General features: G+C 63.1%; 16 protein-coding genes. 3 read left to right on the top strand and 13 right to left on the bottom strand.

Features of this window, described 5'->3' with window-relative positions; genetic code table 11:
• Positions 1-11: 11 nt before the first annotated feature.
• The 12 genes from ACMHLQ_RS21045 to ACMHLQ_RS21100 all read right to left on the bottom strand — a co-directional run bounded on the left by ACMHLQ_RS21045 (position 12) and on the right by ACMHLQ_RS21100 (position 14,093).
• A complete protein-coding gene (locus ACMHLQ_RS21045) occupies positions 12-761 on the bottom strand; it encodes an ABC transporter ATP-binding protein (RefSeq protein WP_415402627.1) in 750 nt (249 codons plus the stop codon).
• 76 nt (positions 762-837) lie between these two features.
• Positions 838-1,611, bottom strand: coding sequence for an MlaE family ABC transporter permease (locus tag ACMHLQ_RS21050; RefSeq protein ID WP_415402628.1), 774 nt, complete (start codon positions 1,609-1,611; stop codon positions 838-840).
• Positions 1,608-2,642: an alanine racemase gene (gene alr / locus ACMHLQ_RS21055; protein ID WP_415402629.1), complete on the bottom strand. Its 1,035-nt coding sequence runs from the start codon at positions 2,640-2,642 to the stop codon at positions 1,608-1,610. Before alr ends, ACMHLQ_RS21050 begins: the two co-directional genes overlap by 4 nt.
• 108 nt (positions 2,643-2,750) lie before the next feature.
• Complete coding sequence (locus tag ACMHLQ_RS21060) at positions 2,751-3,539, bottom strand: DUF1194 domain-containing protein (protein ID WP_415402630.1); 789 nt, start codon at positions 3,537-3,539, stop codon at positions 2,751-2,753.
• A gap of 101 nt (positions 3,540-3,640) precedes the next feature.
• A complete protein-coding gene (locus ACMHLQ_RS21065) occupies positions 3,641-5,143 on the bottom strand; it encodes a replicative DNA helicase (protein WP_415402631.1) in 1,503 nt (500 codons plus the stop codon).
• Between the two features lie 264 nt (positions 5,144-5,407).
• On the bottom strand, positions 5,408-6,082 hold the full coding sequence (locus ACMHLQ_RS21070; RefSeq protein WP_415402632.1) for an orotate phosphoribosyltransferase: 675 nt from the start codon (positions 6,080-6,082) through the stop codon (positions 5,408-5,410).
• A 75-nt stretch (positions 6,083-6,157) separates the two neighbouring features.
• Positions 6,158-7,189, bottom strand: a complete 1,032-nt coding sequence (pyrC, locus tag ACMHLQ_RS21075) for a dihydroorotase (RefSeq protein WP_415405326.1) — start codon at positions 7,187-7,189, stop codon at positions 6,158-6,160.
• Positions 7,190-8,323: 1,134 nt separating this feature from the next.
• Positions 8,324-9,370, bottom strand: coding sequence for a glycosyltransferase family 2 protein (locus ACMHLQ_RS21080; RefSeq protein WP_415402633.1), 1,047 nt, complete (start codon positions 9,368-9,370; stop codon positions 8,324-8,326).
• The gene (locus tag ACMHLQ_RS21085) at positions 9,367-10,068 is read right to left on the bottom strand and encodes an FkbM family methyltransferase (protein ID WP_415402634.1); all 702 of its coding nucleotides are present in this window, start codon (positions 10,066-10,068) and stop codon (positions 9,367-9,369) included. The genes ACMHLQ_RS21080 and ACMHLQ_RS21085 overlap by 4 nt, the downstream gene beginning before the upstream one ends.
• A 1-nt stretch (position 10,069) precedes the next feature.
• Entirely contained in the window at positions 10,070-12,442 is a 2,373-nt protein-coding gene (locus tag ACMHLQ_RS21090) for a glycosyltransferase family 2 protein (RefSeq protein WP_415402635.1), read from the bottom strand.
• Positions 12,442-13,068 carry a hypothetical protein gene (locus tag ACMHLQ_RS21095; protein WP_415402636.1) on the bottom strand — a complete coding sequence of 209 codons (627 nt, stop codon included), beginning with the start codon at positions 13,066-13,068 and terminating at the stop codon, positions 12,442-12,444. Before ACMHLQ_RS21095 ends, ACMHLQ_RS21090 begins: the two co-directional genes overlap by 1 nt.
• A complete protein-coding gene (locus tag ACMHLQ_RS21100; RefSeq protein WP_415402637.1) occupies positions 13,065-14,093 on the bottom strand; it encodes a glycosyltransferase family 2 protein in 1,029 nt (342 codons plus the stop codon). The genes ACMHLQ_RS21095 and ACMHLQ_RS21100 overlap by 4 nt, the downstream gene beginning before the upstream one ends.
• 221 nt (positions 14,094-14,314) lie before the next feature.
• On the opposite strand from ACMHLQ_RS21100, the gene ACMHLQ_RS21105 reads away from it, so the two are divergent.
• Positions 14,315-15,223, top strand: a complete 909-nt coding sequence (locus ACMHLQ_RS21105; RefSeq protein WP_415402638.1) for an AAA family ATPase — start codon at positions 14,315-14,317, stop codon at positions 15,221-15,223.
• A 59-nt stretch (positions 15,224-15,282) separates the two neighbouring features.
• Positions 15,283-16,536 (top strand): vWA domain-containing protein, encoded by a 1,254-nt coding sequence (locus ACMHLQ_RS21110; RefSeq protein WP_415402639.1) that lies wholly within the window; start codon positions 15,283-15,285, stop codon positions 16,534-16,536.
• 51 nt (positions 16,537-16,587) lie between these two features.
• Here the strand turns inward: ACMHLQ_RS21110 and purL are convergent, their stop codons facing one another.
• The gene (purL, locus tag ACMHLQ_RS21115) at positions 16,588-18,747 is read right to left on the bottom strand and encodes a phosphoribosylformylglycinamidine synthase subunit PurL (protein WP_415402640.1); all 2,160 of its coding nucleotides are present in this window, start codon (positions 18,745-18,747) and stop codon (positions 16,588-16,590) included.
• A gap of 304 nt (positions 18,748-19,051) precedes the next feature.
• Between purL and ACMHLQ_RS21120 the strand changes: the two genes are divergently transcribed.
• On the top strand, positions 19,052-19,816 hold the full coding sequence (locus tag ACMHLQ_RS21120) for an SDR family oxidoreductase (protein WP_415402641.1): 765 nt from the start codon (positions 19,052-19,054) through the stop codon (positions 19,814-19,816).
• The last annotated feature ends 21 nt before the right edge of the window (positions 19,817-19,837 follow it).

Raw genomic sequence — 19,837 nt, forward strand, 5'->3', positions numbered from 1 at the left:
CCGCCGACCCTTTATCTGACGGCTTCGATGGGGCCGGTGGCGCGGCCGTGAATGAACTGGTCGACATAAGGGTCATGGGCGCCGTCCATGTCGGCGACGGGACCGGTCCAGCGGATCTTGCCCCCGTGCAACATGGCGACGTGATCGGCGATGGTGCGCACCGAGGTCATGTCGTGGGTGATTGTCATGGTGGTTGCCCCCATCTCGGTCACGATTTCGCGGATCAGGTCGTTGATGACCCCGGCCATGATCGGATCGAGCCCGGTGGTGGGTTCGTCGAAGAAAATGATCTCGGGCTCGGCCGCGATGGCGCGGGCAAGGCCCACCCGTTTCTGCATGCCGCCCGAGAGTTCGGCGGGAAAACGATCGGCCACATCCGGTTTGAGGCCGACGCGGCGCAGCTTGTCGATGGCGATCTCGCGCGCCTCTTCGGCCGGTTTGGCAAGGCTGCCGCGCAGCAGGCGGAAGGCCACATTCTGCCAGACGGGCAGAGAGTCAAACAGCGCTCCGCCCTGGAACAGCATGCCAAAGCGCGCAAGGAAGGCGTCGCGGTCGCCTGTCTGGGTGACGTCCTGGCCGTCCACCGTGATGGTGCCCTGATCCGGGGTGACGAGGCCGAGGATCGTCTTGATCGTGATCGACTTGCCCGTGCCCGAGCCGCCGATGATGACCATCGACGTGCCACGATCTACGTGCAGATCGACGCCGCGCAGCACCTGGTTGTCGCCAAAGGCCTTGTGAACGTTGTCGAGTGTGATCATGGCGCAGTGCCCGTGGTGCCGCGCAGGTGCCTCCGGCGGGCATATTTGGAGAACAATGAAAGGGAGGAGCGGTATGTCATACGGAGAAGAACACTCCCGTGAGTACGAAGTTTGCCGCCAGGATCAGCACGGCTGCGGCCTCGACCGAGCTTTTGGTGGCGCGCCCCACGCCCTGGGCACCGCGCCCTGAGTTCATGCCGAAATAGCACCCCATGAGGGCGGCGATAAAGCCGAAGACCGCCCCCTTGGCGAGGCTGGAGGTGATGTCGCGCAATTCGAGGAAGTCGACCGTGTTCTGAATATAGGCCGCCGCATTGAAGCCCAGCGTGCCCGTGGCAACCGCATAGCCGCCGAAGATGCCGATGACATCACCCACCCCCACCAGCAGCGGCACCACCAGCGTGGCGGCCAGCACGCGCGGGGCGGTCAGGTACTTCATCGGGTGGGTCGAGAGGGTGACGAGCGCATCGATCTGCTCGGTCACTTTCATCGTGGCGACCTCGGCCGCGATGGACGAGGTGACGCGGGCGGCGATCATCAGGCCCACAAGCACGGGCCCAAGCTCGCGCACCATGCCGATGGCCACGATCTGGGGCACCACGGCCTCGGCGTTGAAGCGTGCGCCACCTGCATAGATCTGCAAGGCCAGCGCGCCGCCGGTGAAGATCGCCGTCAGACCCACCACCGGCAGCGACAGCCAGCCCACATGCAGCAGGGCAATACCAAACTCGCGCGGATAAAACGGCGGGCGGATTGTGTGGGTCAGGGTCGACCAGCCGAACAGGCTGACCCGCCCGATGGCCGCAAGGATGGCGAGAAAGGTGCGCCCGATGGCGGCCAGAACCCTCATTCGACGTAAGACCGCTGATAGCGCAGACCCAGCGAGGTCAGGATTTCGTAGCCGATCGTGCCTGCGGCCTCGGCCACACTGTCCACCGACTGGTGCCGGCCCATCAGTTGCAGATAGCCCGGGTCACGCTCCACCTCTGTGACATCCGCCGTGATCAGGTCCATCGACACGCGGCCCACCACGGGGCAGGGCACGTCGCCCGCGAACAAGGTCGCCTTTGGACCCATCGCCCGGATCAACCCGTCCGCGTAACCGCCCGACACGGTGGCGATGCGCGCATCGCGCGGCGCAGTCCAGGCATTGCCGTAGCCCACGGTTTCGCCCTTGGCCACATCGCGCACCTGGATCACCGGCAGATCGAGGGTGACCACAGGCACCGCATCGACAAAGGGCAGACCGCCATAAAGGCCCACACCCGGGCGCGTCATGTCAAAGTGATATTCGGGGCCCAGCAGGGTGCCGCCCGTCGCAGCGAGGGACAGGGGCACATCCAGCCCATCGGTCATGGCGCGAAACTCGGCCAGCTGGTGGGCGTTCATCAGATGGTCAGGCTCATCCGCGCAGGCGAGGTGCGACATGATCAGCTGCGGGCGCTGGGCGATGGCGATGTCGCGCACTGCGGACCATTCGCCCGGCTCCATCCCCAGTCGGTTCATCCCGGTATCCAGCTGGATGCCGAAGGGCGCACCAGGCAGCGCCTCCACATGGCGCAGCATCTGATCAACCGAGTTCAAAAGAGGGACAAGGCCCGCCTCGCGCACGGCTTTGGTGTCATTCGCCATGTGACCGGAAAAGACGTAAATCTCGGGGCCTTGACCCACGGCGGCGCGCAGGGTGACGCCCTCTTCGGCGGTGGCCACAAAGAAACTGCGCGCCCCTGCACGGGCCAGCGCCCGGCCCACGACAGGAGCCCCCAGCCCGTAGCCGTTGGCCTTGACCACGGCGCCGGTCTCGCCCTCTGATTTGGCGTCCAGCGCCTGCCAGTTGCGCACCAGCGCGCCAAGATCGATGGAAAGGGTCGCAGAAGTCATGAAGCGCGTTTTGACAGGCAATCCACCAAGGGGAAAGGAAAAAAACGCCTGTGGCCGAGAGGCGCAAGAGCGCAGAGCGCGTGTGCTGCACTGCCAGCACAAATCGGCTCAGGGCAGGGCAAAGAGATCGCGGTTGCGCTCCCAGATCTGCTCGCCAATCAGGCAGTTATAGGAGGCCGGGGCCTGCGCGCGCCACAGACGCGCCGGGCGGGCGGCAATCTCAAGGATCAGTTTGCGGCGCACGGCCTCTTCGAACTCGGCCCAATCGGTGACGGGCAGCACAAACGCACCGGTCCCGCCGATCACGCAAGCGGTGTAATAGGCGTCCAGATCGGGAATGTTCCAACGCGAGGTCAGATCGTCATCCTGCGTCATCAGGGGCAGACCGTTGATGGTGATGCCCTGGGCCAGTACCTGATCGCGCGCGCGGGTCACGGGCGGGCCCATGTTGTTGGGGCCGTCGCCCGATACGTCGATCACCCGGCGCAATCCGTCAAAGGCATTACCCTCGATAGAGGCCGCAGCATAGGCCAGCGCGCCGGAAATCGAAGTGCGGCGCAAGGCTGCGTCGTAGTTGGTGGTGATGCGCGCGGCAATTGCGGCGGCATCCGCCGGGTTTTGCAACAGGGTCCAGGGCACGATCACACGCTGGTCATGGGCCCCGGCCCATTCGACATAAGTGATGGCAATGCGGCCCAACATGCCGCCACCGATGGCGGCCTGGACTTCGGGGCTGGTCAACGCGGCGGCATAGCCGCGTCGCTGTATCTCCAGCTCGAACGGTTGCATGGATCGGCTGACATCAACAGCCAGAAACAGCTCCACGTCCACCTCGACACGCTCTTGTGCCTGCGCGGGGGCGCTCAACATCAGGATCAGGAACAACAGGATGCGCATGGGGCCAAGTGGGCCGCAATTGCGCGCACCTGTCCAGTCACATCTCGGTCACACCGGCGCTGATCCGCGCGTGCTTTCTCTGTTCTGAAAAATCTCAGGCGTCAGAAACCCACGTCGCCGCCACCGCCATTGCCACCCTGTTGCCAGGCCTGCACAAGATTGCCAAAGCGGGTAAACCGCCCTTCAAAGGACAGATCGACAGTGCCGATGGGACCGTGACGCTGCTTGCCAATGATGACCTCGGCGCGGCCATGCAGGCGCTCCATCTCTTCCTGCCACTTGGCCATGGCCTCCAGATCGTGATCGCCGGGTTTTTCACGCTCTTTGTAATACTCTTCGCGGAACACGAACATCACTACGTCCGCATCCTGTTCGATTGATCCCGATTCCCGCAGATCGCTCAGTTGCGGGCGCTTGTCCTCGCGGTTTTCGACCTGACGCGACAGCTGGGACAAGGCGACGACCGGGATGTTCAACTCCTTGGCGATGGCCTTGAGGCCCATGGAAATCTCGGCGATTTCCTGCACCCGGTTCTCGGCCCCGCCGCGCACCAGCTGCAGATAGTCCACGATCAGCACGTCCAGCCCATGGGTCCGTTTCAGGCGGCGGGCGCGGGCGGCCAGTTGGGCAATCGGGATGGCGGGCGTGTCGTCGATGTAAAGCGGGCAGGCCTCGAGCGCCTTGGCCGCATCCACGAAACGGCGGAACTCGGCCTCGGTCATATCGCCGCGACGGATCTGTTCGCTTGGCACTTCGGATGCTTCTGACAGGATCCGCGCGGCGAGCTGCTCGGCACTCATCTCGAGGGAATAGAACCCCACAACGCCGCCCTCGATGGCCCCTTCGGACCCATCGGGTTTCAGGCCGCGTTTGTAGGCCTTGGCGATGTTGAAGGCGATGTTGGTGGCCAGCGACGTCTTGCCCATCGACGGACGTCCGGCAAGGATCAAGAGGTCAGAAGGGTGCAGACCGCCCAGTTTCTTGTCCATGTCGATAAGGCCGGTCGAGATACCGGCCAGCCCGCCCTCACGCTGATAGGCGGCATTGGCGACGTTGACGGCATCGGTGACGGCCTTGAGGAAACTCTGAAACCCGCCTTCGGTGCTGCCCCGTTCGGCGAGTTTGTATAGGGCCTGTTCGGCCTCCACGATCTGTTCCTTGGGCTCGTTGGCCACGTCGACTTTGGCCGCCTTGGCGCTGATGTCGCGGCCCAGAATGATCAGATCGCGGCGCACGGCAAGATCATAGATCATCTGCGCATAGTCGCGCACGGCAAAGGCGCTGATGGCGGCACCGGCAAGACGGGCGAGGTAGGCAGGGCCGCCCAGTTCCTTCAGCCCCTCGTCATCCTCCATGAACGCCTTGAGGGTCACCGGGCTGGCGAGGTTGTTCTTGGCAATGCGCGCGGCCGAAATCTCGAAAATGCGGGCGTGGACGGGGTCGTAGAAATGCTGCGGCGAGATGATGGCCGCCACGCGGTCATAGACATCGTTGTTGGTCAGGATCGCGCCCAGCAGCTGCTGTTCCGCCTCGATCGAGTGCGGCATCGTTTCCGCATCCTGCACCGCGACGCCTGTTGGATTGATTGCCGCAATCTCGTTCATGTCCTGCACCCTGCCTGTTTTTCTTGTCCCCGTGAGAGGGGGCAATGCCACACCGCGCGCGTTCTGGGAACATGGAATAACCCTGTGGATCACTGCAGGGATAACCCGTGCGATCCGTCAGCGCGGCCCAGATGTCGCGGTCGACAGGTCCCAGACTTACCACATGTGGGTGCGCAGGTGCAAAAGAATCAATTCTGTGCACAGCCCGTCCACAGGACGGCCACGCAAGAAACCGCCCGGACATGCCTGTTTTTGCGCAGACGGCTACGTACGGTCAGCCTGCCACTTGCGGGGATCGCTCAGGAACGCCTCGACCCCGCTCAGCGTCGCCTCGTCAAAGGCACCGCTGGCGCGCGCCTCGGCCAGAACATCCCACCAGGTGCACAGGTGATGCAGGGCAACCCCATGATCGCCCAGCGTCTTTTCCGTCTCTGGAAAGATGTCGTAGTAAAAGATCACAGCCGTATGCGCACAGCTTGCCCCGGTCTCGCGGATCGCATCCACAAAGGACAGTTTCGATCCGCCATCGGTCGTCAAGTCCTCGACCAGCAGCACGCGCTGACCTTCGCTCATGTCGCCTTCGATCCGGGCGCCTTTGCCATAACCTTTGGGTTTCTTGCGCACGTAAGTCATCGGCAGCGCCATCCGTTCGGCCACCAGCGCGGCAAAGGGGATGCCCGCCGTCTCGCCACCGGCGATGTTGTCGAAGGCCTCAAAGCCCGCGTTGCGCATCACGGTCACAGTCAGGAAATCCATCAGCGTGGTGCGAATGCGCGGATAACTGATCAGCTTGCGGCAGTCGATATAGGTGGGCGAGGGCAGGCCCGAGGCCAGCGTGTAGGGCTCGGCAGGGTTGAAGTGCACGGCCTTGATTTCCAGCAACATGCGGGCCGTGAGGCGCGCCATTTCTTCGGCTGTGGGATAGCTGGTGGGGATCATGGCGCATTTCCTTTTTGGCGGTGTGCCGGTGGCGCGGGCAGGAGCCTCCGGCGGGGATTTTTTGGAACAGAGAAGTTATTGGACCGACCACGTCAGATCGAAACCGGGGTCAAAGACGGTCACGGGGCCTTCTTCTGTCTCGATATGGGCCGGTAGGTCAGGGGCGGTTTTGGTCAGGGTGATGGTGTCTGTATTCACCGGCAGGCCGTAAAAGGCAGGGCCATGGCGCGAGGTGAACCCTTCGAGCCTGTCCAGTGCGCCGTCTTCCTCGAACACCTGCGCGAGGATCGGCAGCGTGTTGGGCGCGGTAAAGCAGCCCGCACAGCCGCAAGGCAGCAGCTTGTTCGCATCCGTATGCGGCGCGCTGTCGGTGCCGAGGAAGAACCGCGCCTCGCCGGAGGTCGCGGCAGCGCGCAAGGCAAGGCGATGCTCCTCGCGCTTGGCAACGGGCAGGCAGTAGTAATGCGGCTTGATCCCCCCGGCGAGGATGTGATTGCGGTTGATCACCAGGTGATGCGTGGTGATCGTGGCGCCAAGGTCGTCGCCCTGGGCGCGGGCATAATCCACCGCGTCTGCTGTCGTGATATGTTCCATCACCACGCGCAGGCCCGGCGTGGCGCGCCGGATCGGATCCAGCACACGGTCGATGAACACGGCCTCGCGGTCAAAGATGTCGATGTCGTGATCCGTCACCTCGCCGTGCACGCACAGTGGCAGGCCGATCTCGGCCATCTTGTCCAGCACGCTGCGCACATTGTCGAAATTGGCCACACCTGAGGCGGAGTTGGTGGTGGCCCCCGCCGGATACAGCTTGACTGCCTTGACCAGCCCGCTGGCAAAGGCGGCGGCGACGTCGTCCGGGTCAGTGTCCTCGGTCAGATAGAGCGTCATCAACGGCTCGAAGGCCATGCCCTCGGGCAGGGCGGCAAGGATACGGTCGCGATAGGCCGTCGCCTGCGCCCCTGTCACCACGGGCGGGACGAGGTTTGGCATGATGATGGCGCGGGCAAAGTCGCGCGCGGTATGGGGCAGAACGGCGCGCATCATCGCGCCATCGCGCAGATGCAGGTGCCAGTCGTCGGGGCGGGCCAGGGTCAGGGATGTCATGGCCTGCGCGTTAGCACGGGCGCACGGGGCGTTTCTAGCCCTCCTCGGCGGGGTTTTCGCCACTCTCGCCACTGGCCATGCTGCGCTGCGCCTCGATTTCGGCCAGACGGCGCTGGAACCGGGGGCTTTCATCCGCGATGTCACGTTGCGCGCCATCATATAGGTCAGATCGGTGCGGCCAGCCGAATCCAGGGCCGCCATCACCCGGCGCAGGTAGCCGGGATAGGTGCGGCGCTGGCGATAAATTCTGGCAAAGGACAGATCGTCCAGCGTGCCCGCCGCGGCCTGTTCGAGCAGGCCGGGCAGCGCCTTCATCTGCATCAGATCGCTTTGTAGCGCATCGCCCATATTGCGCATGCGGAACTGGGTCACACCGGCGCGGGTGAACAGGGCTGCATGCATCGCATCCAGCGTCTCGACAGGATCATATAGGATATAGGCCTTGTCACAGGCATCCAGCATGTCGGGCGCATAGCCATAGCGCGAAGTGAAATCTGTGCGTCGCTTTTCGAAAAACCGGTCGTCCCATTCGGTGACGCGGGGATCAAGCGTGGCCTGGGGTTGGATCGCCAGCACCCGCGCGCCGGGGGCTGCAACCGAGAAGGCAGCGGCGGCATACCCACAAGGGCCCGCGCCGTAGAACAGGATGGTTTCGAAGTCGTCAAAAAACCCGTCATCGATCATGCGGTCGAACAGACCGATCACGTTGCGGTCGCGGAACCAGGTGTCGCCATCCGATGCGATGCACAGGTGCGACCAGTTGTGATCGCGCACCATCGACCAGCCCAGCGGCTCTGCCGAGTCGGTGAGGGCACGCATGCCCTGAATGGTCTCAAACGTGACCACCAGTGTGTCGCCACGCCGGATATGGGCCGCAAAATGCTTGCGCCCCAAGGGTTGGAAAAACCCGAAATCTTCTGCAATCCCCGCCAATTGGGTCAGCCATTCGCCTTTTGGCAAATCGGCCAGATCGGGGTCGAAACTCACACTTGCGTCCTGCATCGCACTATCCTCATGGCCTGAAACACTGGCCGTTGGTCCCACGGTTTTTCTGCGGGTTGAGGACGGAGGTAGGGGGGCAATGCGGCAGAAATAAGAAAAATTTGAGCGGCCTTTGTGCCAAAACCGCATGGTTTACTGGGCTTTGGCGCGGGCCTTGTTGGCGTAGCGGATCATGAATTGCGCCGCTTTGGGTGGAACGGGCCGCGTGGGCGGCGTCATCAGCAGGCGGCCGAACAGGGCGCGAAACGGCTCATCCTCCATCAGCGCGTCAAACCGTGTCTTGCGCCAGGCCACGGCAGCGTCGTGCAGGTCAGTCAGGATCGCATCGTCGCGCATTTCGGCCAGATAGGCATCGCGCGGTGCGTCATAGCGGCGGATCGTCGTGTCGCTGTCGGTGTTGAAATTCCGCTCGACCCAGTAGTCGAGGCCCAAAAGGTCGTCAGAGTGCACCGCGCGCCCGCGATCAGCCTTGAGCACATAGCTCTCCATCGCGCCGAGCGGGTAGTGGTTGAGCTGCGCCAGCCCATAATTGGGGCGGCCAAAGTTGGAAAAGATGCGCCGCGTCTTGAACTGATCGTCCAGCGCGCGCCCGTGGCCGTCAAACCAGCGCGCCTGCGCAAGGCGGTCATGATCGGGGCTGCGCGGGCGGTGCACGCCGGGTTTCCTGTAGGCGCCGTCATTGCGGTAAAGCGTCTTGAACATCGACGCGCGCCACGGCCAATGCAGGATTTCGGGGGCGGCGTGGGTAAACGTCTCGGTCACCGGCTCGTCGACATAGCGGACCTGCCCACCATTGCCGAACAGACGCCAGGTGAGGGTGATGGCGGTGGCGTCGGGCAGGGCGGCGTGCAGATCGCCGATTGTGCCGCCGCCGGTGTGGATGTTGACGAACTCATCGACGTCCAGCGGCAGGATCCACTCGGCCCGTTTGACCAGGTCCATCTTGGCCGCCTGTTTCAGGGCCGTGAACTGGATACCGCCCTGATCATAGGGGCCATCATTGCGCACATGGGTCAGCCAGCCTGTGGTTGCCAGCTGGTCCAGCATCGTGTCGGTGCCGTCTGCGCAATCATTCGAAAAGACGAGAAAATGATCGAAACCTATCGCCCTGTGATGGGCCAGCCATTCCAGCAGAAACGCGCCTTCGTTGCGCACGCACAGGATGGCAAGATGGCTCACGCGGCGTCGGTCTGCGCGACAAAGCCCACGACGCGGCCTGTGCTGAGGCGCGGATCATAGGCCAGACCGGCCTTGCCCATCGCGTCGAAAACGCCCCGCACACCGTCATGGCCAATATGGGTCGGGTGCAGTTTCACCACCACTTGCCGCACATCCTTGAGGGCGATGCCGTCCAGCAGTTCCGCCTCACCGCCCTCGATATCGCAGATGATGACGGTGGGTTTGACGGCGCTCAGCACCGTCTTGACGTTGTGCATGTCGACCTTGACCTCTTCGGCCTCTTCGCCCTCGACCGGCAGAAGGGACGAGGCGGCAAAGGGCGTGCGCACATAAAAGGGCACGCTCGACTTGCGCTTGCCCAGCACGCCTGCCGTCAGGGTCACGTTGTTGATGCCGTTGGTGGCCAGCATCGCCTCGGCATAGGTCAGCAGGGTCGCGTTGCCGTCATAGCCGTGTATCTCCTTGATATTGCGCCGTTTCGCAATCATGCCCGCAACAAAGCCAAGGCCACAGCCCAAATCCAGCACCACGTCATCCGCCCGCGTCGCCTTGAGCGCGGCTGCCACCAGCTCACGCTCGTAATCGCCGGTGCGCAACAGCCCGCGCACCTTACCGGTGAGATAAGTGCCGTCCTTGGGAAACTTCAGGCTGCGAGACTTGATAAAGCCCGTGGGATCGATTGTACCCGTACCATCCATGTCAACTCTCCATGTCTAGAGCGAGGGCATACGCCACCCGCTCGGTCTCGGTCAGTTTGACCTTCAGGGCCTGGTCGTACAGGTCCTGGAACTCCGGATTGGCGTGAAGTTCGTCCGCCTTTGCACGGTGCCATTCCAGGCCTTTCTCGTGCCAACCGCGCAGGGTGTCATCCTGCATCAGTTTTTCGTACTCAGCTTTCAACCGGGGCAGATTGCGCTTGATCGTAATGTCGCGGAAATCGGACCAGTCCATGCGGATCCAGTAGTTGATCCCGATGGAGCGATCGACATGCAGCGCGCGGCCCCTCTGGCGCTTGATCAAAAACGACTCGGCACTGCGCAAGGCATAGTGATTAAGCTGAAGCAGGTCATAGCCAATTGACTTTTTCGAACTTCTCCACCCGTTCTCGGCCACTTCCTTGGTCATATCCTTGCCGGATCCATTCACCCAGCGCACTTTGTTGGAAAATTTCGGGTCCAGCTTGTTGGGGCGGTGGCAGCTGATCTTTTCATAGGCACCGATGTTCTTGAACATGGTCTTGAACCCCCAGACCGTGTGCGGTTTGGGGCAGAATTTCGGGGCGCAGTGGTCAAACTGGTCGATCACGAAATCATCGGCCAGATCGGTCACACCGTTGTGCCCGAACAGCCGCCAGGTCATCGCCACATTGGTCGCATCCGGCACCGCGTCAAAGAAATCCTGAAGCGTACCATTGCCGGTGCGCACGTTCATGAACTCGTCCACGTCGATATGGATGATCCAGTCGGCATTCTTGATCAGCGGTTCCTTGAGCGACTGGTTCAACGCGTATTGCTGGGGTGAATTGCCCTTCCATTCGTCATTGTTGCGGTGCTGCAGCACGCCCATTTCCTGCAAACGGTCCAGGATTTCGCTGGTCCCGTCCTCGCAGCCATTGGTGTAGATCAGGAAATTGTCGACACCCATGGCCCGGTGATAGGCGACCCATTCGACGATATAGGGGGCCTCGTTCTTCATGCAGCCGACAATCACGTTGCCCGACGACCCCTTGGGCAGGTCGCGCGGCGCAATCGGGGTGTAGGCGGCGGCCAGTTCTTCCTCGTTCACCGCGCCCAGCTTGTTGTGCGGAGCAAAGGAGGATGTGCGCAGCTTTTCGAAATTCTGCACGGCCAGCGGCGGCATCAGGGCGCGCGCGCTGTCGGTCAGCCCATCGGCCGGCGTTGCGGTCGGGGCAGGGGCCGGCATTGTGACGGCACCGTTCACGCGGGCCAGATCGGCGGCCTTGGTCTTGCGCTCTTCCTGCGTGGCCTTGTCGATGCGCCACATGAACCCCAGCAGATATTGCGAGGCGCGAAAGCCCCGTGTCGGGTCGGCCTCTGCCCAGGCGGCCTTGGCACGCGGGGCCTTGAACAGCGCGGCGGGCAGGGTGTGGGCCTTGGCCAGTGCCTTGTTCTGATCGGCAAAGGTCTTGGAAATGGTGGACAGTGATGCGGGGTCGATCGCATCGCCATCCACCTTGATTTCATTGACGAAAGAACGCCACAACTGACGTGGCAAGATGCGCTTTTCCGCCTTGAGGACTTGCAGGATTAGGTCGTTCAACTGCCGCCCGCGCGCCAGCCACGCCGCCGACGGCGTCGCAGGCACCTGCGTGGCAGTGGCCTTGCCAATGGCGCTCTTGATCTCGAAGGCGGCGCGAATTTCATCCGTCACCGTCTCTGCGGCAAAGGCCTCGGCATCATAGGCGCGAAAGCGCAGCGCGCCGTCGCCAAACACCGCATTCCAATGCCGTTCAAGCGCCGCGTAATCCAGCCAGAAGGGCGCGCCCTGGTTCTCGATGAACACCCCGGCCTGCGGGTTCACCTTGGGCGCTTCGGCCAGGGCGTCGGCCCACCACGTGTCCGTGCCCGCCAGCCCCAATTCCTGGTCCAGCGTGATCCCGCGCCCTTCCATGATCTGTTCGCTGTAATGGCGCGTCAGCAGGCGCGCAGGCTCGTCCACATGGGCGATGATGCGAATGTCATCCGACAAAGTCGTCAACAGCGCCTTCAGCGTCTCCAGTTCCGAGCGCGCAATCAGGCTCACCCCCAGTTGCGAGGCGGACAGGATCAGGTGATCGGGGGAATGCTGTGCCACTTCCTTGGCCAGATCGCCCGCCAATGCGTCGCGCAGCACTTTTTGTTTGTCCCCGGTGATATAGCCGCGATTGTAACGCAGCGGGTCGATATGGGCGGGGTCGGTCACGGCCATGTAAAGGCGCGTGTGGTTCTTGTTGCCGGGGCTGCGGGCGTAGAGAACGCCCTTGGTGATCAGCTGATCCCGCTTGGTCGCCAAAACCGATTGCAGGCGATCCGCCCCCACCTGTTCCAGTCCGATATGTAGGTGGATCCGCATCACGCAACCTCGTTTAACTTGTTCACATTGGTCTTGCCCCACCAGTGCACCGGCATCTCGAGAAAGCCGCTGATAAGGTCACGCGCCGCTGGATCGGCCACGTCATATTCCAGAAAGTCGTCATCGTCTTTGAAGATGGCGCGCAGATGGTCGTAATGCGCCCTGATCCACTGCATCCGCTCGATGCTCGTCTCTCCATACCCCTCGGGCATGCCCGGGATGTTCGAGGCGGGCAGGCGCGACGTGCCCAGATCGGACCAGGCCAGCATGCTTTGGGACATGGTAAAAGGATCGCGGGAGGAGGCGAGGAACTTGACGCCGGGGTTGTGCTCGCGGATCGCCATGATCAGCCCGAAATCCATCTGCGGCCACAGCGACCGGCCCTCGCGCAGCACGCTCATCTCGGAAATCGCGTCGAAATCGGTGAAATAGATGCCCGGGTCGCCCGTCTCGAAATACCCGCGATAAAGCAGGTCAGCGACAAAGGTGTTGTGCAGTTCCGTATTCTTGGTCTGGCGTGGGCGGATGCGGTGGTCGGCCACATGGCACCCCGCCCGGCGCAGCGCGCGCGCCAGCGTCGTCGTTCCCGTCTTGGGCAAGCCCAGATTGACGACGCGCAATGTCATGCGGCGGGCTCCATCAGCCCCAACTCGATCAGCATCGCCTCTTCCTGCGGCGGCAGGGTAGAGGCCGCGCGCAATTGCGCCTGCATCTCGCGGTATTCAGAGCGGGCCAGCAACTCATCGCGCTTGGCAATGTGCAGCTTGACCGCTTCGTCATGCAGCGCCTTGATCTCCTTGTCTTTCTTCAACTCCGCCAGCGCCTTTTTCAGGTCGGGCAGATAGCGCTGAATGCTCAGGTCTTCCCAGGCCGGATCGTTCCTCTCGCGCCAATAGGTGTCGTCAAAGGCGCGGTTTTCGCGGTTCACATCGCCCCGGTCATTCTTGACCAGATAGCTGTCGAGGCTGCGCAGCGCATAGTGATTGAGCGTCGCCATCTCACGCGCGCCCGCAGCGGGAAAACGGCGGATGCGGCGCGGATTGGCCGCCACGAGGAACTTATGAGGCACCTTGCGTCCCGACCCGTCGGTCCATGTGGGACGCGCCTTGCCCTTCTGAAAGGGGCGGTGAGCACCGTAATACTGCAAGGGAAAATCGTGACGGACGAGGGATTTAACCTCAATCGCCGCCTCGCCACACCACAGATCGGGGTTGTGGGAACGGGTGAACTGGCCAATCACCGGCGCATCCTCGAACGTCTCAACACCGCCCGAGGCAAAGAACTGGAAATTCACCGAAATCGCCTGCGGATCGCCGCAGGCCTCGATCAGGGCAGGGATCGTGTGATCGCCCACATGGATGTTCAGAAACTCGTCCACATCGGCCACCCAGACCCAATCGGCCTGCATCACGATGTCCTGACGGCGCGCATCCTTCAGCGCCTCCATCTGGTAATTGCGCCCCTCGGCAGGGTTGGGCAGATGCTGACACAAGCCGCGATCCGCCAGCGCATCCAGCAAGCGATCCGTCCCATCCGTACAGTCATTGGAATAAAACAGATGATCCGTGACGCCGATCAACCGATTGAACGCAATCCACTCCAACAGGAACGGGCCTTCGTTCTTTACGCAAGTCACAGCCGTTACGCGCATGCGCCGTCCGCCTTTTTGATGGGGTCCATTGCCCGCCGCCTCGATACCGGGTTCGCGGTACTTTTGCCCCAAACCTCTTGTTATGTGGTGAACGCGTGCCGCGCTTCCTTTGCGCGCACCATGCCATTTTGCGCGAATCACGTCAACGATTAGGACTTTCGCCGCCCTTGACGGCGCAGGCTGGCAATGCACGTTGGAACGGACAGGAATAAGGACAACACATGCCCGACCACTCTTCGATCGACGCCGTACAACAGATGCTTGCCGAGCAGGGCTATGTCTGCGACCGCGCCCTTGGCACCGTTGTCTTCCTCAGCCTGTCGTTGGGCCGCCCCCTGTTCCTCGAGGGCGAGGCGGGCGTGGGCAAGACCGAGATCGCCAAGGCCCTCGCCGCCGCCATGGGCCGCCGCCTGATCCGGCTGCAATGCTACGAGGGGCTCGATGCCTCCTCCGCCGTCTACGAATGGAACTTCCCGGCCCAGATGGTCGCCATCCGCACCGCCGAGGCGGCCGGGGGTGCCGACCGCAAGGCGCTGCAAACCGAGCTTTTCTCCGACGACTACCTGATCGAACGGCCTCTGTTGGACGCGATGCGCCCCGACGAACACGGCGCGCCCGTGCTGCTGATCGACGAACTTGACCGCACGGATGAGCCGTTCGAGGCCTTCCTGCTCGAAGCGCTCAGCGACTTCCAGGTCACCATCCCCGAACTCGGCACGATCAAGGCGCCAGAGCCACCCATCGTGATCCTCACGTCCAACCGCACGCGCGAGGTGCATGACGCGTTGAAACGGCGCTGTCTCTATCACTGGGTCGACTACCCGGATTTCGACCGCGAAATGGACATCCTGACCGCCCGCGCGCCCGAGGCGGCCGAGACACTCAGCCGCGAGGTCGTGGCCTTTGTCCAGCGCCTGCGCACCGAGGATCTGTTCAAGAAACCGGGCGTGGCGGAAACCATCGACTGGGCCAAGTGCCTGCTCGCGCTCGACGTTCTCACGCTGTCCCCCGAAGTGATCGCGGACACGCTGGGCGCGATCCTCAAATACCAGGACGACATCCAGAAACTGCAAGGCTCCGAGGCCAAGCGCCTGTTGGACGAGGCAAAAGCCAGCCTTGAGCCGGCCTAAGTCCCTTTCTCTGTTTTAAAAAATCCCGGGGGTCCGGGGGCTGGCCCCCGGAACAACAGATGCCAGAATACGCACCGCTTGAATTGCCGGACGATCCGAAACTCGCAGGCAATATCACCCACTTCGCACGCGCCTTGCGCCGGGCGGGCCTGCCCATCGGGCCGGGCCGCGTGCTGGATGCGATCAACGCGGTGGCCGCGGCGGGCTTCACGGAAAAGCGCGATTTCTACTGGACGCTGCACGCCTGTTTCGTGTCCCGGCCCGAGCATCGCACGGTCTTTGCCCAGATTTTCCGGCTCTACTGGCGCGATCCGCGCTACCTCGAACACATGATGGCCGCGATGCTGCCTGCTGTGCGCGGCGTGCAGGAAGACCGGGGCGCGCAAGCGGCCGAAAAACGGGCGGCCGAGGCGTTGCTTGACGGCGCAGGCGCGCCCGATATCGACCTGCCCGATGAAGAAGAGGGCACAGAGGTCGAGATCGACGCCTCCCTCACCATGTCTGCCGAGGAAAAGCTGAAAACCCTCGATTTCGAACAGATGAGCACGGCGGAAATGGCGCAGGCCAAGGCCATGCTGGCGCGTATGTCCTTACCGGTCGATCCCACGCCCTCGCGCCGCAATCGTGCGGCTGCCACGGGCAAGATTGACGCGGCCCGGACCTTGCGCGCCGCGATGCGACAGGGCGGCGAGATGCATGCGCTGAAATGGCAGACCCCCAAGGTGCGTTACCCGAACCTTGTCGTGCTCTGCGATATATCGGGCTCGATGAGCCAGTATTCCCGCGCCGTGCTGCACTTTCTGCATGCGGTGTCCAATGCCAAGGGGGCGGGCTGGGCGCGGGTGCATGCCTTCACCTTCGGCACGCGGCTGACCAACATCACCCGGCACCTGAACCAACGCGACGTGGATGCCGCACTCAAGGCGGCAGGGGCCGAGGCGCAGGATTGGGAAGGCGGTACGCGGATTGGCGAGTGCATCGAAGCGTTCAACCGCGACTGGTCACGTCGCGTGCTGGGGCAGGGCGCGGTGGTGCTGTTGATCACCGACGGACTCGACCGCGACGACCCGGATGCATTGGGGCGCCAGATGCAGCGCCTGCACCTGTCCGCCCGCCGTCTGATCTGGATCAACCCCTTGTTACGATGGGATGAATTCGCCCCAAAGGCACGCGGGATCATGGCCATGCTGCCCCATGTAGACAGCTTTCGCGCCGGTCACTCCATCGCCTCGCTCGAAGACCTGGCAGGCGTCATTTCGAAACGTGACGATGTGGGCGACCGGGATCGCCTTTTGCGCATGATGGGCCGCTGAGCGGGTCTGTTTTGCGCTGACGCGCAAAAGGCGCCCGCCCACCGACCCCGGTCAGGCGAAAGTGTCAGGGAATGTCGTGCGGAAGGTCGCGCTCAACTCGGCCAGCGGGGCCGAGGACTGGCCGAGCCACACGGTTTCTCCGGTGAATTTGCCCACCGACTGGATCGGTACGCCTGCCTGGCCTGCCGCGATCATCAGCGCCTCGGCCTTGTCGAAGTTGCACGCCACCAGATAGCGCCCCTGATCCTCGCCAAAGAGGAAAGGCGTGTCGCCACTGTCGATCCAGACACCGACCTCTGCCGCCTCGGCCATCTCGAAGGCGGCCAGTGCCAGCCCGCCATCGCTGAGATCGGTGCAGGCGGTGATCAGGTGGCGGTTGTCGCGGATGAATTCGCCGTTGCGCTTTTCTACGTCCAGATCGACGGCGGGCGCGTCGCCATCCGCGCGGCCAAAGACCTCGGCCAAGAGGGCGGATTGACCCAGATGGCCGGTGGTTTCCCCGATCAGCAGGGCCACATGCCCGTCGCGCACATCGCAGCCGATGATGTCGTCCGCGTGCTCGATCAGACCCACCGCGCCTATGGTGGGCGTGGGCAGGATCGCGGTGCCGTCGGTCTCGTTATAAAGCGAGACATTGCCCGACACGATGGGCATGTCCAGAGCATCAACTGCGGCGCCTATCCCTTTGATTGCACAGACAAACTGCCCCATGATCTCCGGCTTTTCAGGATTGCCGAAGTTGAGGTTGTCGGTGGTCGCCAGCGGCTTGGCCCCAGTGGCGCAGAGGTTGCGATAGGCTTCTGCCACCGCCTGCTTGCCACCCTCGACCGGGTTGGCCTTGACGTAGCGCGGTGTCACGTCCGAGGTGAAGGCCAGCGCCTTGTCAGTGCCGTGCACGCGGATGATGCCCGCGCCGAGGCCCGGCGTGCGGGCGCTGTCGGCCATGACCATGGTGTCATATTGCTCGAACACCCAGGATTTGGAGGCATAGTTGGGGCTGGCGAGCAGCGCCTTGAGCCCGTCGATGGGATCGATGCCCGGCACGTCCCCGAGGGGCTCGGCGGCGGGAGTTTCGACCCAGGGGCGGTCATATTCAGGGGCGGTGGAGGCGAGTTTGGAGAGCGGCAGGTCGGCCTTGATTTCTCCGTTCAGCTGGATCAGGAACCGGTCCTCGGCGATGGTTTCGCCGACGATGGCAAAGTCGAGATCCCATTTGTCAAACACGGCCTTGGCCTCCGCCTCCAACTCGGGGCGCAGCACCATCAGCATGCGTTCCTGGGACTCCGAGAGCATCATTTCGTAGGCCGTCATCGCCTCTTCGCGCACGGGCACTTTTTCGAGATCGAGGCGGACGCCGAGGCCGCCCTTGTCGCCCATCTCGACGGCGGAGCAGGTGAGGCCCGCGGCCCCCATGTCCTGGATCGAGATCACAGCGCCGGTGGCCATCAACTCCAGCGTGGCCTCCATCAGGCGTTTCTCGGTGAAAGGGTCGCCGACCTGGACGGTTGGGCGTTTCTCTTCGATGGTGTCGTCGAACTCGGCGGAGGCCATGGTGGCGCCGCCCACGCCGTCACGGCCCGTCTTGGCGCCAAGGTAGACGACCGGCATGCCGATGCCGGAGGCGGCGGAGTAGAAGATCTTGTCCGCATCCGCGAGACCAGCGGCAAAGGCATTCACGAGGCAGTTGCCGTTATAGGCAGGGTCAAAGCGCACTTCGCCCCCGACGGTTGGCACGCCGAACGCGTTGCCATAGCCGCCCACACCTTCGACGACGCCGTGGACCAGCTGGCGGGTTTTTGGGTGGCCGGGTTCGCCAAAGGACAGGGCGTTCATCGCGGCGATAGGGCGTGCGCCCATGGTGAAGACGTCGCGCAGGATGCCGCCCACACCGGTGGCCGCACCCTGATAGGGTTCGATGTAGGAGGGGTGGTTGTGCGACTCCATCTTGAAGACCACGGCCTGACCGTCACCGATATCAACAACGCCCGCGTTCTCGCCGGGGCCGCAAATCACCTGGGGCCCGGAGGTAGGCAGGGTGCGCAGCCACTTTTTGGAGGACTTGTAGGAGCAATGCTCGTTCCACATGGCCGAGAAGATGCCAAGCTCGGTAAAGGTCGGAGCCCGCCCGATGATCTCGAGGATGCTGGCATATTCATCTGGGCTGAGACCGTGACTGGCGATCAGCTCATCGGTGATGTGTGGTTCTTGCATGCGTGTCCCCCGGATTTTGGCGCTGTTTAGAACAGGCGAGGCGGAGGGGGAAGGGGCAAGAGGGCAAGGTGTCCCCGCGGGGACAGGCTGTTCGGTGCATTCGCCTGATTTTAAGCAGTTTGAAGAACACCCGCGCCTTCAAGCGCTTGGATCAACGGGCGGTGGCTTTGCCAAATCTTAGGGAAATGTCGGCAAGCTGACGCGTGATCGGGTTTGGTCGCCACTTTGGCATGCCAAAGCCGGGATTTCATTGAAACCTGTGCAGCTTGTGTGCTTCGCTGCCCGCGTGGGCGGGAGGACGTGTATGCGGGTTGCCTTGACAGGTGGCGCCACGGGGATCGGCGCCGGGGTGGTCGACAGATTGCTGGCGCGGGATCACCACGTGACAGTTTTCGATATTCAGGCGCCGGACAGCGCCGTGCAGCGCTGGATCAAGACGGATTTGGGCGACAGCGCTGCGATCCGCGCAGCCATCGAGGAGGTGGATGGCCCGTTTGATGCGCTGATCAACAATGCCGGCATCCCGCCGCGCGCCGGTGAAGCCGAACGGGTGCTGCGCATCAACTATTTTGGCCTCGCCACCTTTCTCGAGGGCATGCGCGACAGGCTTTCCCCCGGTGCATCCATCGTGAACACGGCGTCACGGGCAGGCGCGCATTGGCGTGCCAATCTGGGCGAGGTGCGGGCGCTGATGGCCCTGGATGTGGCGGACCTGCCCGGGTTTATCGCAGAGCGCGGGATTGATGCGACCCGAGCCTATTGCTTGTCCAAAGAGGCGGTGATCGCAATGACGCTGGCCGCGACCCAATCCACGCTGGCGCGCGGCGTGCGCATGAATTCGGTCAGCCCGGCGGCGGTCAGCACGGGCATTCTGCCCGAGTTTGCCGAAGCCTTTGGCGACAGGATGGCCCGCAATCTGGCGCGCTCTGGCCGGGCGGGCACGGCGGAGGAGATTGCGGATGTGATCGTGTTTCTTGCCAGCCCCGAAAGCGGCTGGATCAAGGGGCAGGACATTGTCGTGGATGGCGGCATGAGCGCGATTAGCCTGGCCGAAGAGTTGGGATTGTAGCGCGGCCCGCCCTCCCGTGCC

Source organism: Tateyamaria algicola (assembly GCF_047715485.1).
GTDB lineage: Bacteria > Pseudomonadota > Alphaproteobacteria > Rhodobacterales > Rhodobacteraceae > Tateyamaria.

Excerpts from the sequence above, each read along its gene's own strand:
- ACMHLQ_RS21045 (WP_415402627.1), bottom strand. The coding sequence starts at position 761 with ATGATCACACTCGACAACGTTCACAAGGCCTTTGGCGACAACCAGGTG.
- ACMHLQ_RS21050 (WP_415402628.1), bottom strand. The coding sequence starts at position 1,611 with ATGAGGGTTCTGGCCGCCATCGGGCGCACCTTTCTCGCCATCCTTGCG.
- alr (WP_415402629.1), bottom strand. The coding sequence starts at position 2,642 with ATGACTTCTGCGACCCTTTCCATCGATCTTGGCGCGCTGGTGCGCAAC.
- ACMHLQ_RS21060 (WP_415402630.1), bottom strand. The coding sequence starts at position 3,539 with ATGCGCATCCTGTTGTTCCTGATCCTGATGTTGAGCGCCCCCGCGCAG.
- ACMHLQ_RS21065 (WP_415402631.1), bottom strand. The coding sequence starts at position 5,143 with ATGAACGAGATTGCGGCAATCAATCCAACAGGCGTCGCGGTGCAGGAT.
- ACMHLQ_RS21070 (WP_415402632.1), bottom strand. The coding sequence starts at position 6,082 with ATGATCCCCACCAGCTATCCCACAGCCGAAGAAATGGCGCGCCTCACG.
- pyrC (WP_415405326.1), bottom strand. The coding sequence starts at position 7,189 with ATGACATCCCTGACCCTGGCCCGCCCCGACGACTGGCACCTGCATCTG.
- ACMHLQ_RS21085 (WP_415402634.1), bottom strand. The coding sequence starts at position 10,068 with ATGGATGGTACGGGTACAATCGATCCCACGGGCTTTATCAAGTCTCGC.
- ACMHLQ_RS21090 (WP_415402635.1), bottom strand. The coding sequence starts at position 12,442 with ATGCGGATCCACCTACATATCGGACTGGAACAGGTGGGGGCGGATCGC.
- ACMHLQ_RS21095 (WP_415402636.1), bottom strand. The coding sequence starts at position 13,068 with ATGACATTGCGCGTCGTCAATCTGGGCTTGCCCAAGACGGGAACGACG.
- ACMHLQ_RS21100 (WP_415402637.1), bottom strand. The coding sequence starts at position 14,093 with ATGCGCGTAACGGCTGTGACTTGCGTAAAGAACGAAGGCCCGTTCCTG.
- ACMHLQ_RS21105 (WP_415402638.1), top strand. The coding sequence starts at position 14,315 with ATGCCCGACCACTCTTCGATCGACGCCGTACAACAGATGCTTGCCGAG.
- ACMHLQ_RS21110 (WP_415402639.1), top strand. The coding sequence starts at position 15,283 with ATGCCAGAATACGCACCGCTTGAATTGCCGGACGATCCGAAACTCGCA.
- purL (WP_415402640.1), bottom strand. The coding sequence starts at position 18,747 with ATGCAAGAACCACACATCACCGATGAGCTGATCGCCAGTCACGGTCTC.
- ACMHLQ_RS21120 (WP_415402641.1), top strand. The coding sequence starts at position 19,052 with ATGCGGGTTGCCTTGACAGGTGGCGCCACGGGGATCGGCGCCGGGGTG.